Source organism: Rhodococcus sp. NPDC060084 (genome assembly GCF_042730335.1).
Taxonomy (GTDB): domain Bacteria; phylum Actinomycetota; class Actinomycetes; order Mycobacteriales; family Mycobacteriaceae; genus Rhodococcus.
Window position 1 is genome coordinate 144,772 of sequence record NZ_JBHWWX010000001.1, and the last position, 14,216, is coordinate 158,987.

The window sequence follows — 14,216 nt, forward strand, 5'->3', positions numbered from 1 at the left end:
CATCAGTTGCCGGCGGTTGCGATGCCGGCCTGGGTGTCGTCCAGCGCCTGCTGAACGGTCTTCTCACCGCGGATCGCGGCGTAGGAGTTGTCCGAGATCGCCTTCGACACGGCCGAGTAGTACGGCGACGCCGGACGCGGCTTGGCAGCCTCGAGAACTTCCTTCAGCGTGGTGAAGTACGGGTACTGCTCGATGATCGCCGCATCGTCGTAGACCTCGGCGAGGACGGGAGCGCCGCCCGCTTCGGCGTAGTACAGCTGCGACTGGCGCGTCTGCATGAACTCGAGGAAGTCACGCGCGGTCTCCGGCGCATCGCTGAACGCGCTGATGCCGACGTTGTAGCCACCGAGCGTGGACGCACCCGGTCCGTCGACACCCGGGAGGACGGCGATGCCGTACTTGCCGGCGATCGAGGAGCTCTCACCGTCGGTGTAGAAGCCGGGCCACGTGCGCAGGAACATCGCCTCACCGTTGCCGAACGCGGTCTGCGACTCGCCCTCGGTGTAGGTCTGCGCCGCAGCCGGGATGATGTTGTCCTCGAACGCGTCGACGATGAACTGCAGGCCTTCGGCGGTCTGCTCGTCGATTGCCGGTGCGAGACCGTCTTCTCCCACGAAGGAGCCGCCGAAGCCGTTGACGATCTCGGTGACGTTGACCGTCAGGCCCTCGTAGTTCTTGAACTGGCCGATGTAGCACGCGATGCCGGCTTCTTCGGCCTTCGGGCACTCGGCCTTCAGGTCGTCCCACGTGGCGGGCGCCTGGTCGACGAGATCGGTGCGGTAGTAGAGGAACGCACCGTTCGTGTTCTTGGGCGCGGCGTACAGGGTGCCGTTGTAGGTGCCCGATTCGACGGTCGCGGGCAGCAGGCCCTCGGTGTCGATCGCGAAGTCGCCCTCGAGGGGGCGCAGCCATCCGTTGGCCGCGAATTCCGCGGTGTTGGTGACGTCGACGGCGATGAGGTCGTACTCGTCGCTGCGCGCCTGCATGCGCTGCGCGATGTCGTCGTACTGGTCGTTGGCCTCGGTCGCGAGCGGCTTGAACGTCACCTGCTCGTCCGGATGATCGGCGTTCCAGTCGGCGATGATGCTTTCGAGCGCCGTGTTCAGGGGATCCTGACCCTCGACGATCGTGATCGGGCCGCGGCCGCCTGCCGGCGCAGCACTGCTGTTGTCGTCGCTGCCGGCGTTGTCGTCGGACGAGCAACCTGCGAGGACGAGCGCAGTGGCCGCCGTCGCGGCGATCGCGGCTCTACGCATCGCCTTCGTGTTGAGATTCATCAACTATCTCCCCATTCGAGGTCGGAAAATATCGCCGGTAACGCGGAGGTAACCGACACCGGCCACTACTGTGGCACGCGCCACCCGGAAAAGTCGGCATTCCGCCCATCCTGGACGGCCGAGTGTCGGGGTTCGCCGGTGCTCACCTCCGGAGGTCAGCCGATGCGCGTCCCGTCCGACGTCCTGAAGATGTGAACCTGCTCGGGGTCGAACCGCAGGTGCACGCGTTCGCCCTTCTGCGGCGGACTCCGCCAGTCGCTGCGCGCGACGATCTGCTGGTCTCGGCCACCGACCACCGCGCGCCCGTAGACGTACGCCTCGGAACCGAGTTCTTCGACGACGTCGACATCCATGGGCAGGCCGTCGTTCGAGATCTCGAGATGCTCGGGACGGATGCCGAGGGTGACCTCCGACTCGGTGACCTGACCGACCACATCGCGCGGTACCGGCACATAGCTCTCGTCCAGCCGGACGCCCCGGTCGATGACCGGCAGCCGGAACAGGTTCATCGCGGGCGACCCCATGAATCCGGCGACGAAGACGTTGGCGGGCTTGTTGTAGAGCACGCGCGGCGACGCGCACTGCTGGAGGACACCCTTGTCGAGGACTGCGACGCGGTCACCCATCGTCATCGCCTCCACCTGATCGTGAGTGACGTAGACGGTGGTGGTGTTGAGCCGGCGCTGCAACTGTGCGATCTGCGTCCGGGTCTGGACGCGGAGTTTGGCGTCGAGGTTGGAGAGCGGTTCGTCCATCAGGAACACCTGCGGCTGGCGGACGATCGCGCGGCCCATCGCGACGCGCTGCCGCTGACCACCCGACAGCGCCTTGGGCTTGCGGTCGAGGAACGGTTCGAGGTCGAGCATCTTGGCGACTTCGACGACCCGCTCCCGGATGTCGCTCTTGGGGTGCTTCGCGAGCTTGAGGGCGAATCCCATGTTCTCGGCGACCGACATGTGCGGATACAGCGCGTAGTTCTGGAAGACCATCGCGATGTCGCGTTCCTTCGGATCCTGCGCGGTGACGTCGCGGTCGCCGATGAGGATGCGGCCGCTGTGCACTTCCTCGAGACCGGCGAGCAGGCGCAGCGACGTGGATTTCCCGCAGCCCGAGGGGCCGACCAGGACGAGGAATTCCCCGTCCTCGATCTCGAGATCCAGCGAATCGACCGCGGGGGTCGTCGAGCCCGGGAACAGGCAGACCGCCTTGTCGAAGGTCACCGAGGCCATCGCAGATCCTTTCCGAAGCGGAACACAGTCTGTGCGGTAGGGGAATCTACCGTGTTCGTGGCGTATTTCCGCTACTCGGTGTGAACTCGTCGTCCTCGCCCCAGACCTGGATCCCGCGGAGGCCGGGAACGTCCCCGCGATGGAACACCGGATCGCGTCCTTGCTTGCGCTGTGCGGTGTAGTTGTGGAACAGCGCGTAGGCGATGCCGGACAGCGGGATCAGCGCTATCAGGTTGACGATCGCCATCACGCCCATCGAGAGGTCGGCGAGCGCCCACACGAGGGGCACCGATCCGATCGCACCGAGAAACACGCAGAGCACCACTGCGCTGCGCAGGTACGGCAGTGCCCTGCGCGTCCCGGTGAGAAATTCGATGTTCGATTCGCTGTAGTAGTAGTTGCCGATAACGGAGGTGAAGGCGAGAAAGAAGATCATGACGGTGAGGAAATGCACCGTCCAGTCGCCCAGTTGCAGCGACAGTGCGTTCTGGGTCATCGCGGCACCCTCGAGACCGCCGCCGAACTCGGGCTCGGACAGCAGGATGATGAACGCGGTGATCGAGCAGACGAGCCAGGTGTCGAAGTACACGCCCAGGCTCTGCACCAGTCCCTGCTTGACGGGGTGCGAGACGGACGCCGTGGCGCCGGCGTTGGGTGCCGACCCCATACCGGCTTCGTTCGAGAACAGGCCCCGGCGGATGCCGTTCATGAATGCGGCACCGAATCCACCGCCGACGATCTCCCGAATTCCGAACGCGTTCTCGAAGATCAGCCGGAACATCCCCGGCACCTCGCCCACGTTGAGAATCACGACCACCACACCGATCACCAGATATGCGGTCGCCATGACCGGAACCACGATCTGCGACACCGCCGAGATCCGCCGGACCCCGCCGAAGATCACGGCGGCCACGCACAACGCGACCCCTATTCCCACGACGACCTGCAGACCGAAGGTCTTGTCACCGACCGAACCGGCGACCGCATCGACGATCGAGTTGGTCTGCACCGCGTTGAACACGAACCCATAGGTGATCGTGATGATCACCGCGAAGATCATTCCCATCCAGCGCTTACCGAGCCCGTACTGCATGTAGTACGCGGGTCCGCCGCGGTATGCGCCTTTGTCACGCACTTTGTACAACTGCGCGAGGGTCGATTCCAGGAACGCCGTCGACGCTCCGATGAGCGCCATGGCCCACATCCAGAACACCGCACCCGGGCCGCCGAGGCTGATCGCGATGGCGACCCCCGCCACGTTGCCGGTACCGACGCGGGACGCCGCCGAGATCGAAAAGGCCCGGAATGCGGAGATGCCCTCTTCCCCGTCGGGGAGTCGCTCGGGCTTCTCCACGATCGAGCGCAGCATGTCCGGAATCAGCCTGATCTGGATGAACCGCGACCGGATCGTGTAATACAGACCGGATCCGATGAGCAAGGCGATCACGGCATACCAGAACCGGTCGTTGACCGCGGTGACAAAATCGACTGCGACGTCCATCCTGCCGATCTTGGGCTGTTCACGGAGATCCCGCAGCGCTTTGAGGTCAGCACCCCGCGTCGGTGCGACGGCCTACCCTTCTCTGGTGAGCTCGGACAAGATGTTGACCCGGATCGGTGGCCTGCTGAGACAGGCCGAGTCGACGGACAACGCGCACGAAGCCGACGCCTTCCTGGCGGCCGCGCAGCGACTCGCGACCGCCGCCTCCGTCGACCTCGCGGTGGCACGCGCGCACGCGGGCGCCAAGGAGCGTCGCGCCACCCCGGTGCAGCGACTGGTGACCATCGGCGAGGTCGGGAAGAAGGGTCTGCGCACCTACGCGCAGTTGTTCCTGGCCATCGCCGCGGCCAACGACGTGCAGTGCGACATCACGGCCACGTCGACGGTGATCTTCGCCTACGGCTTCGCCGACGATATCGACGTGTGCGAGGCGCTGTACTCGTCGCTGCTGGTGCAGATGGTCCGTGCGTCCGACGCGTATCTGCGGTCCGGCACCTACCGCAGCGAGTCGACGGTCCGCACCGTGATCGAACGGCGCGGCGGGCGCGACGTCAGAACGCGGGTACGCAAGCCGATCGCTCCCGTCACCGCGAGGCTGAACTTCCAGTCGGCGTTCGCTGCGCGTATCGGTGCACGACTCGCCGAAACCAAAGAGGAAATCGAGAAGGACGCCGAGTCGTCGTCTCCCGGGACCGAACTCGTGCTGCGCGGCAAAGCCGTGGAATTGCGCGACTTCTACCGCAGCACGTCCCAGGCCCGGGGAAGCTGGCGGGGCAACCGTGCTCCGTCGGCACGCTCGACCGATGCACAGCGTGCCGGCGACAAGGCGGGTCGCGCGGCTCGCTTGGGTACGGCACCCGAACTTCCGTCGTCGCCGAGGAGGCTGGAGGGATGACCCGGGTTCGTGATATCCGCAAGTCTGCGGTGTACGACGCGGAGGCGATGGTGCGCCGCATGTTCGATCTCGCCGACGAGCGTGGTCTGCGCACCGTCGACGTCGCAGGGTCGAGCGTGACGTTGCCCGTCGAGCGGCGGTTCGCGTCCCTCGACTCCGTGCAGCGGTACGTCGATGCCGTACTCGCGCTCGACTGGGTGCGTGCCCGCTGGCCGCGCGCCGCGGTGCCCGTCCGGATCCGTGTACGCGCCGGGAATACCGCTGCGCATTACGAAAATGATTGCGCCACGATCGCCCTGCCCGAGCATCGCGCGAATCGCGCCTGGGCGTTCCGTGAACTCGTGGTTCTGCACGAACTCGCTCACCACCTCGATCCCCAGGATCCCGACGATCCCACTGAAGCAGCTCACGGCGCCGGTTTCGTCGATCGCTTCCTCACGCTGGTCGGTGAGATCATCGGCGCGGAAGCAGTATTCGTGTTGCGTGCCACGGGGATCACCGGAGGCGAACAGCGCACCTGACAGGACGAGATCCGTCTCGTGCGCTGTCCGCCCGGACGCAGCGGTCACATTCCGGCGATCTCGACCCGGTCGTAGGACGTCACGCCGCCGGCAAGCACCCGAAGGTGATCGTCCATGGTGCCGAGCGTGTGCTCGATCGCGGTGAGTCGGCTCAGGTAGTGGCCGATGGAGTGTTCCGCGGTGACACCGATGCCTCCGTGCATCTGCACCGCCTCCTGCCCGACCTTGCGTGCGGTCCGGCCCACCTGCAACTTCGCCCTCGACGCAATGATCGGATCGACGATACCGTCCGCCAGCGCCATCGTTGCGTACAGGCTCATGCTGGCCGCCAGCTCGTACAGGACGTACATGTCGGCGGCGCGGTGCGTCAGCGCCTGGAACATCGACAGCGGCACACCGAACTGCTTGCGCTGCTTCAGATAACCCGTGGTCAGCTGCACCGATGCGTCGATCGCCCCGACCGCTTCGGCGCACAGCGCGGCTTGCGCGCGGACGACGGCGCCGGAGATCGCGGCGGACGCGTCGACGGCGTCACCGAGGGGTTGCGCCGCCACGCCGTTCAGCACGATCTGCGCACCGCGTCGCTCGTCGTTCGTGCGGTAGACCGTGCGCGAGAGGCCGTCCGCACCGGCGTCGACCAGGAACAGGCCCACGCCGCCGTCGGGAAGCTTCGCGGACACGAGGACGATGTCGGCGCAATCTCCGTGCAGCACAGGGTTCTTGCGACCGGAGAGCAACCACCGGTCACCGTCGCGGGTCGCGGTGGTGGCGACATCGACCGTGGGCCACCGGCTACCGGGCTCGTCGTGCGCGAAAGCGAGCCGGAGATCACCTTCGGACAACCGCGGCACGAGTTCGGAACGCTGTGCGTCACTGCCGAGTTCGGCGACGAGACCGCCCGGCAGGTACACCGCGGCGAGTACCGGTTCGGGTGCGAGCGTACGGCCGATTTCGGTCATGACCGCCATGACCTCCACCGGGCCGGCACCCATGCCTCCGTGTTCCTCCGCGAAAGGCAGTCCGAGCACTCCCAGTTCGGCGAGCTGCTTCCATACCTCGGGGCTCCACCCCAGGTCGCTGTCGGAGACTCGGTTACGGGCTTCCACGTCGTATGCCGCAGTGAGCATGTCGCGGACGGTCTTACGGAGCAGGTCCTGCTCGGTGTCGAGTTCGAAGTTCATGTCCTGGGCCTCACAGTCCGAGAATCGAAGAAGCGATGATCGAACGCTGTACCTCGCTCGAACCGCCGTAGATGGTCACCTTGCGGGTATTGAGGTAGGCCGGGGTGGTGAGTTGCGCCCATTCCGGCGAATCGATGTCCGAGGCGCCGGACGGCAGCGAGTCCGGTCCCGCAACGTCGACGAGAAGCTCGGTCGCCGCCTGCTGCAATTCGGAGCCTCGGAGCTTCAGCAGCGACGATGCCGGATTGGGCTTACCGTCCGCAGATCCGGCGACCACCCGCAGCTGTGTGAGTTCGAGAGCGAGCAGTTCGTTCTCGAGTTCGGCGAGACGCGAGGCGAAGATCGGATCCGAGAGCAGAGTGCCGTCTCCGACCGCGATGTCCGCCGCGAGGCTCTTGGCGCGAGCGAGCCTGACCTTGGTCGCGCCGACCCTGGCGATGCCGGTGCGTTCGTTGCCGAGCAGGAACTTGGCCTGCGTCCAGCCCGTGTTCTCCTCGCCGACAAGGTTTTCTGCGGGAACACGCACGTCCTCGAAGAATACTTCGTTGACCTCGTGGCTGCCGTCGATCAGCTTGATCGGCCGCCGGGTGACCCCGGGTGTATTCATGTCGATGAGCAGCATCGAGATACCGGCCTGCTTCTTCACGTCCGGATTGGTGCGGACGAGGCAGAAGATCCAGTCGGCGTGCTGGGCGAGGGTGGTCCAGGTCTTCTGTCCGTTGACGATGTAGTCGTCACCGTCGCGCACCGCGCGGGTCTTGAGCGACGCGAGATCCGACCCGGCTTCGGGCTCGGAGAATCCCTGGCACCACCAGATGTCGAGGTTGGCGGTTTTGGGGAGGAAGCGTTCTTTCATGTCCTGCGAGCCGAACTGCGCGATGACAGGACCGATCATCGACGCATTGAACGGCAGCGGTTCGGGCACCGACGCGAGTTGCATCTCGCTGAGCCAGATATTGCGCTGCATGGGGGTCCATTCCTGACCGCCCCATTCGACGGGCCAGTTCGGGACGGCCAGGCCCCGAGCGTGGAGGATGCGCTGAGTCGCGATGAAGTCGTCCCTGCCGAGAGGTTTGCCGGCGGCGACCTTCGAGCGCACATCGGCGGGGATCTCGGTGGTGAAGAAGGTGCGCAGCTCGTCACGGAATGCGCGCTCCTCCTCGGTGAGCTTCAGGTTCATGGGGGCCTTCCGTCACGGGTGGTGGCAATGGCTCATGAGCGCCCGGAATCCCGCACGTTCGCGAAATTGTGGCGCCCAACACAATGCAAAACTAACCTTACATCGTTAGTTCGTCCAGATCGGCGCCGAAAAGGACCTTCCATGGCACGACCCCGCACGCCCCTGCTCAACCGATCGCTCATTCGCGACACCACGCTCGCGCTGGTGGACGAGTACGGCCTCGCTGCCGTGTCCATGCGCAGGATCGCTGCCGAACTCGACGTGCGCGCACCCTCGCTCTACAGCCACTACGCGAACAAGGACGAGCTGTTCGACGACATCGCCGACGGCATCGCCGCGACGGTGGATGTGAGCGGATTCGAGGGCGAGGACTGGCAGGAAGGCCTGCGGATCTGGGCGCGCTCGTATCGGGCGGCACTCGCCGTCCATCCCAACCTCGTCCCCTTCCTGGCGTCGAGTCCACGCCAGCGTCCGACCGCCCTGCACCATGCGGACGCCGTCCACGGGGGCCTGACCCGCGCGGGCTGGCCCCCGCGAGCCGCGACGCTCATCGGAGCGTCGATCAAGTACATCGTTATCGGCTCGGCGATCACGTCGTTCGCGGGCAGCTTCGACCATCACGCCGAGACCTACAGCACCCGATATCCGCATCTCTCGCAGGCGCACCGGCTGCGCGAGTACGCGGCCGAGATCGACGTGGACAGCTTCGAACTCCTCCTGGAATCGTTTCTCCGCGGACTCGAGGACGAATACCCGGGGATGCCGGAGATTCCGGCGCACGGTTGAGCACGCTGTTGGCAGTGCGGAGTCGGCGGCGCCGTCCTACGGTGGAACGATGACGCGCACCATTCGTATCGGGCTTCAACTACAGCCCCAGCAACAACCCGACTACCGGGTCATTCGCGACACCGTGCTCCGCGCCGAGGACGCCGGCGTGGACATCGTCTTCAACTGGGACCACTTCTTCCCGCTCTACGGCGATCCGGACGGCGCCCACTTCGAATGCTGGACGATGCTCGGTGCCTGGGCCGAGCAGACCGAACGCGTCGAGATCGGCGCACTGGTCACCGGAGGCGGCTACCGCAACCCCGACCTGCTCGCCGACATGGCCCGCACGGTCGACCACATCAGCGGCGGCCGTCTCATCCTCGGTATCGGCTCCGGCTGGTTCGAAAAGGACTACGACGAGTACGGCTACGACTTCGGCACGAAAGGCTCCCGCCTGGACCTCCTGGCCGAATATCTGCCCCGCATCACGTCGCGCTTCGAGAAACTGAACCCACCGCCCACGCGGCACATCCCGATCCTCATCGGTGGTGGCGGTCCGAAGAAGACCCTTCCGCTCGTCGCGAAGTACGCAGACATCTGGCACAGTTTCGGCGAGTTCGACACCCACGTCGAGAAGTCCGACATCCTCGCGCAACGCTGCGCCGATCTGGGCCGTAGCCCCGACGAGATCGAGCGATCCACGGACTGGCCGGGCGTCGACAAGGCCGCACTCTACGTCGAACAGGGCATCACCCAGTTCACCATCGGCATCGGCGGGCCGGACTACGACCTCGCGCCCCTCGTCGAGGCGATCGCCTGGCGCGACGCGAGCGCCGGTCTCGCCTGAAAAACCCACGACCTGAAAAACCCACGGGTAGGTCCTGTTACGTGGCGCACACGTCTCAGCACCTACCATGGATGGTGCATGCCGTATCTACCGAATCTTCCACCGTGCACCTCCGACGACTGGGACGACGACCGCCGGCGCCGGCGCATGCGCGATACCCGGCTCGGCCACAGCGGGACCCGCTTCGGCCGCGCGCGCATCGTTCTGGCCCGGCTCGTGTACGTGCTCGTACCACTGATCGTGCTGGCCACCCTGTATTGGACGTGGGACGTCGCACCCGTTCGGGAAAAGCTTGCCCTGACACAACCGCAGATCCATCAGGTCTACGACGCGGCGGAGCGAGACGATCTCGATACCGCCGTGGTCGACCTGGTGGGCCTGGGCAACCTCGATGCGACCCCGACCGCCGAGGCGCTACCGGCATTGAGCGAAATCGGGCAGGTGTGGTCGGTCCAATACGACAACAGCGGTCTCGACACCGCTGTCGTCAGCGACCTGATCCTCGAGCGTGCCGGGTGGTCGGGTGTGGAGAACGTCGTCCTCGTCGGGCACAGCATGGGCGGCATCATCGCGCTGGAAGTCGCGCAGCACCTGTACGAGGAATCTCCGCTCGAGGTGACGGGCGTGGTCCTGGATTGCACTCCGGTGGACCTCCACGCGGTGCGGGCCGAAAGCCGCAATGCGGGTGAGGACCTGCTCCGCTGGATCGGCTGGCTTCCCGGCGCGCGCGAGAGCCGGCTGATGCGGATGACGGTCGAGGTCGCCGCGCGGCAGGATCGTTTCGTTGTGCCGTCGGACCGCTGGTATCGGCGGATCGACACCACCGAACTGCGGAACGTGGTCGACGAGGTGCTGCGCGACAAGATCTTGTCGGACGATGCCGCGAGCAACGGACTGATCGAGGCACAGTTCCGCGCGATCGTCGCGTCGGGCGCCACCGACAATCTGCAGGCGCTCGCCGAACCCCGCGACGACAAGGTCCGTCCCGCCGTCGTCTTCCTGCGGCCCCGGCTCGCGCAGGACGACCCGGTCGTGGACGTCGACTACACGCAGCGGATTCTCCTCGACCAGGCAGGCGGACCCGGCGGAACACTGCTCGTGTCGAAGCTCGGGCACATCGGGCACGCCAACCCGATCCAGGCGCCGGCGGCGTACAACGAGGCAATCAACCGGCGGGTAGTGCCCTTTCTGGACACACGCCCCGGCGCGGTGGACACGAGCGACGGTGCGGCGGACGGCATCGCGCCGGACGGATCCTGAAGGCGCACAACGCTCATCACCCGTTCATCTTCTCGTTCCCTGCCGATCGTGTACGACTCCTACGGTGCTCGGAGCCCCCCGAACCGAGGAGATACACCCGTGGCCCGCACGCACCTGCCCCTGTTCCCGACGCACGACGGCAGTTCGTCCCGCGCGAACATCACCTGCCTGTACAAATGTGGCGACGCATGCTCGCAGAGCGTGCCGAACACCTCCGGCGGTACCTATTTCGGCGATGTCGTGCGCACCGCGCTCACACGCCGCGGGGTGTTGCGCGGCGGCGCGATGGCCGTTGTCGCGGTGGGTGCGGGAGGTGCACTCGCCGGTTGTGCGGACGACTCCGCGGCCGCGAGCACCGGTGCAGAACCCGCCACCGGCCCACATGCGGTAGATCTCGGACCCGCGGCCACCGGAACGGACTTCGCCGCGGTGGCACCCAACACCGACGACGCCGTGACGGTGCCGGCCGGGTACGAATCCGCGGTGGTCATCCGCTGGGGCGATGCCGTTCTGCCCGGCGCTCCCGCGTTCGACATCGATCGCCAGACGGCGGCAGCACAGGAAAAGCAGTTCGGGTTCAACAACGACTTCGCCGGGTTGCTCCCGGTGGACGGGGTACCGAATACGTATCTGCTGGTCGTCAACCACGAGTACACCACCGAGCCCTTCATGTTCGCCGGATACGACGCCGAGAACCCCACCGAGGAACAGGTGCGGATCGGCTGGGCCAACCACGGGCTGTCCGTCGTCCAGGTCCAGGGTGAGCCCGGAACCGGGCGTCTCACACCGGCATTCGGACCGTACAACCGGCGTATCACCGGAACCACCGAGTTCGTCCTCACCGGACCCGCCGCCGGAAGCGAGTTGCTGAAAACCGCTGCGGACCCGACAGGCACGCGCGTCGCGGGCACCCTCAACAACTGTGCGGGTGGCCTGACACCCTGGGGCACAGTGTTGTCCGGCGAGGAGAACTTCAACCAGTACTTTGCGAACGCAGAACGCATCACCGACCCTGTCGCCGCCGAACGACTGGCGCGGTACGGACTGGAAGGCGGCGAAACCGAACGGAAGTGGGAACGCTTCGACACGAGATTCGACATCGCATCCGAGCCCCAGGAGGTGAACAGATTCGGATGGATCGTCGAGATCGACCCGTGGGATACGCTCTCCGTCCCGGTCAAGCACACCGCGCTCGGGCGTTTCAAGCACGAAGCGGCGACCGTGTACGTCACCGGCGACGGCACAGTGGTCGCCTACAGCGGCGACGACGAGCGTTTCGACTACATGTACAAATTCGTCTCCTCACGGAAGATGCAACCCGGGAACTCCCGGGCCGCAGTACGGCACAACATGACTCTGCTCGACGCCGGGACCCTGTACGTCGCCGAACTCACCGGCGATCACCCCGACGCGATCGACGGGTCGGGCACACCCCCGGAGGGCGGCCGATTTTCGGGCACAGGCCGGTGGATTCCCTTGCTGCGCGCCGAGGAAGACGGTCGGGGAGTCTCGCTGGTGGACGGCATGAGCGCAGACGAGGTGGCCGTCTTCACCCGGTTCGCCGGCGACAAGGTCGGCGCAACCAAGATGGACCGGCCGGAGGACTTCGAGCCCAACCCGGTGACCGGCAAGGTGTACGTGGCATTGACCAACAACACCAAGCGCGGCCCGGACGGTGCGGCCCCCGCCGACGAAGCCAACCCGCGCGTCAACAACAAGAACGGCCAGGTTCTCGAGATCGACGACGACCACGCGGGCACATCGTTCACGTGGAATCTGCTGCTCGTATGCGGTGACCCGAACGAGGCGGACACCTACTTCGGCGGATTCGACCCGGCGCAGGTCAGTCCGATCTCGTGCCCCGACAATCTCGCCTTCGACCCCCACGGCAACCTGTGGATCTCCACCGACGGTAACGCTCTCGGTTCCAACGACGGCCTGTTCGCCGTTGTACTCGACGGACCGCGCCGCGGCGAAACGAAACAATTCCTCACCGTGCCGATCGGCGCCGAGACATGCGGCCCGATCGTGGACGCGGACCGGGTGGTCGTGTGTGTTCAGCATCCGGGGGAGACCGACGAGGCATCGTGGGACAGTCCCGCATCGCACTGGCCCGACGGCGGCAACACCGCACCCCGGCCGGCGGTCGTCGCAGCATGGAAGTCGGACGGGGGACGGATCGGCACCTGACCGGTCTGCGGCGCGCTACCCCAGCCAATCCAGGACGGCGGCAGCGGTCCAGGACTGCTGCATGCTGCCCAGCGGTTCACCGGTGAACGGTTCGTAGTACTCCGCGAACGAACCGTCACTCGCCTGGCGTAAGCCCTCCGCCCGCAACATGTTCGAACGCTCCGCCCAACCGCGCCGGGCGAACGCCCACGAGAACAACCACGTCATCACGGGCCACACGGGGCCCCTCCAGTACTCGCGGGGCCGGAACGCGCCCGAGACGGGCGAGGCCGACGGTGGCACCGCGTAACGGAGATCGGGGTGGCCACAGAATTTCGGGCCTTCGAAGGTCCGGAGCAGCGCCCGCTCCGCCTGCCGGTCGAGACCGCCGCACAGAAGCGGAGCAAACATCGCGAGAGTGTCTGTGGCTACCCATTTTCCACTACGCAGGTCGAAGTCCTTCGCTGCGCCGCTGCGGGGATCGGTCGTCGCGACGACGCCGTGCCGAAACCGTTCGGCCCAGCCGTACAGGTCGCGGACATCGGCGTTGGGCCGGGAGTGTTCCTCGCCGATAGTGGCCAGAACTTCACACGCCAGGGAGAAGATCGCGCTGACGAACACATCCTCCACCGCGAAGCTCATCGTCTTGGCGAGCACGTCGTCCTCGTAGCGCGCCGCCTTCATCTCCTCGAGCAGCCACAGATAGCGGGCGTACTCGCCGTCACTCGGACGCTCGGCGGGATCGGCGACGTGGTTGAGATCCTCGCGGCGGAAGAGCGGAACGTTACCGGCGGTGACGTTCGAGTAGGCGAGATCCCACCGCGGCGAATTGTCCATGCCCGATTCCCACCCGTGGTAGAGCGCGATGCGGCCGTTACCGTCCAGGTCGCGGGCATGGGCGAGCCAGCGGTGCCACCGCATCAGATCGGCCCACCGGCGGTCCAGGAACTCCTCCGCGACCGCTCGGGTGCTGCGGCCGTGCCGCCGCGAGTTCTCGAGGATGCGTTGCACGGCGATCGCGTGCACGGGCGGTTGCGTGATGCCCGACGTCTCCACTCCCACCGGGGCGTTTTCCGCGAGTTCGGACACGGCCCATCGCGCCGGCCCGGGGAAATATCCGTCGACACCATTCGCGAACACGATGTGCGGGATCATGCCGTTCTTCCACTGCGCCGACAGCAGGGTGTCGAGTTCCACGACGGCGCGCTCGACGCTGAGCGGCGCGAGCCCGACCGCGACGAACGCGGCGTCCCAGCTCCACATGTGCGGATACAGCCTGGGTGCGGCACTGGTCATGGATCCCAGGTCGTTGCCGCGCAGCAGGTAGGCGGCGCGCGCGGCGAGCTGAGTCGGGGTGAATCCTCGGTCCGGCATCGTCTCATTCTCCG

General features: G+C 66.2%; 12 protein-coding genes. 6 read left to right on the top strand and 6 right to left on the bottom strand.

The features are described from left to right. Positions 1-2 precede the first annotated feature (2 nt). The 3 genes from ACFWBU_RS00710 to ACFWBU_RS00720 all read right to left on the bottom strand — a co-directional run bounded on the left by ACFWBU_RS00710 (position 3) and on the right by ACFWBU_RS00720 (position 4,007). Positions 3-1,277, bottom strand: coding sequence for an ABC transporter substrate-binding protein (locus tag ACFWBU_RS00710; RefSeq protein ID WP_169620951.1), 1,275 nt, complete (start codon positions 1,275-1,277; stop codon positions 3-5). Between the two features lie 155 nt (positions 1,278-1,432). Continuing rightward, positions 1,433-2,506 (bottom strand): ABC transporter ATP-binding protein, encoded by a 1,074-nt coding sequence (locus tag ACFWBU_RS00715; RefSeq protein WP_169620950.1) that lies wholly within the window; start codon positions 2,504-2,506, stop codon positions 1,433-1,435. A gap of 46 nt (positions 2,507-2,552) precedes the next feature. After that, on the bottom strand, positions 2,553-4,007 hold the full coding sequence (locus ACFWBU_RS00720) for a sodium:alanine symporter family protein (protein WP_169620949.1): 1,455 nt from the start codon (positions 4,005-4,007) through the stop codon (positions 2,553-2,555). Between the two features lie 85 nt (positions 4,008-4,092). On the opposite strand from ACFWBU_RS00720, the gene ACFWBU_RS00725 reads away from it, so the two are divergent. Both ACFWBU_RS00725 and ACFWBU_RS00730 read left to right on the top strand, forming a co-directional pair. Next, on the top strand, positions 4,093-4,902 hold the full coding sequence (locus ACFWBU_RS00725; RefSeq protein WP_169652334.1) for a DUF2786 domain-containing protein: 810 nt from the start codon (positions 4,093-4,095) through the stop codon (positions 4,900-4,902). Continuing rightward, the gene (locus ACFWBU_RS00730) at positions 4,899-5,423 is read left to right on the top strand and encodes a TIGR04338 family metallohydrolase (protein ID WP_378527172.1); all 525 of its coding nucleotides are present in this window, start codon (positions 4,899-4,901) and stop codon (positions 5,421-5,423) included. The genes ACFWBU_RS00725 and ACFWBU_RS00730 overlap by 4 nt, the downstream gene beginning before the upstream one ends. Positions 5,424-5,467: 44 nt before the next feature. Here the strand turns inward: ACFWBU_RS00730 and ACFWBU_RS00735 are convergent, their stop codons facing one another. Continuing rightward, a complete protein-coding gene (locus tag ACFWBU_RS00735) occupies positions 5,468-6,604 on the bottom strand; it encodes an acyl-CoA dehydrogenase family protein (RefSeq protein WP_169652332.1) in 1,137 nt (378 codons plus the stop codon). 10 nt (positions 6,605-6,614) lie between these two features. Then, the gene (locus ACFWBU_RS00740; protein WP_378527173.1) at positions 6,615-7,784 is read right to left on the bottom strand and encodes an acyl-CoA dehydrogenase family protein; all 1,170 of its coding nucleotides are present in this window, start codon (positions 7,782-7,784) and stop codon (positions 6,615-6,617) included. 141 nt (positions 7,785-7,925) lie between these two features. On the opposite strand from ACFWBU_RS00740, the gene ACFWBU_RS00745 reads away from it, so the two are divergent. The 4 genes from ACFWBU_RS00745 to ACFWBU_RS00760 all read left to right on the top strand — a co-directional run bounded on the left by ACFWBU_RS00745 (position 7,926) and on the right by ACFWBU_RS00760 (position 12,849). Next, positions 7,926-8,570 (top strand): TetR/AcrR family transcriptional regulator, encoded by a 645-nt coding sequence (locus tag ACFWBU_RS00745; RefSeq protein WP_296551271.1) that lies wholly within the window; start codon positions 7,926-7,928, stop codon positions 8,568-8,570. Positions 8,571-8,619: 49 nt separating this feature from the next. Next, positions 8,620-9,399, top strand: coding sequence for an LLM class F420-dependent oxidoreductase (locus ACFWBU_RS00750; RefSeq protein ID WP_296551273.1), 780 nt, complete (start codon positions 8,620-8,622; stop codon positions 9,397-9,399). 78 nt (positions 9,400-9,477) lie between these two features. Beyond that, a complete protein-coding gene (locus ACFWBU_RS00755) occupies positions 9,478-10,659 on the top strand; it encodes an alpha/beta fold hydrolase (RefSeq protein WP_296551275.1) in 1,182 nt (393 codons plus the stop codon). 99 nt (positions 10,660-10,758) lie between these two features. After that, entirely contained in the window at positions 10,759-12,849 is a 2,091-nt protein-coding gene (locus tag ACFWBU_RS00760; RefSeq protein ID WP_378527174.1) for a PhoX family protein, read from the top strand. A 15-nt stretch (positions 12,850-12,864) separates the two neighbouring features. Here ACFWBU_RS00760 and ACFWBU_RS00765 read toward each other — a convergent pair whose 3' ends face one another. Next, positions 12,865-14,202 carry a glycogen debranching protein gene (locus ACFWBU_RS00765; RefSeq protein WP_169620940.1) on the bottom strand — a complete coding sequence of 446 codons (1,338 nt, stop codon included), beginning with the start codon at positions 14,200-14,202 and terminating at the stop codon, positions 12,865-12,867. Between the last annotated feature and the right edge of the window lie 14 nt (positions 14,203-14,216).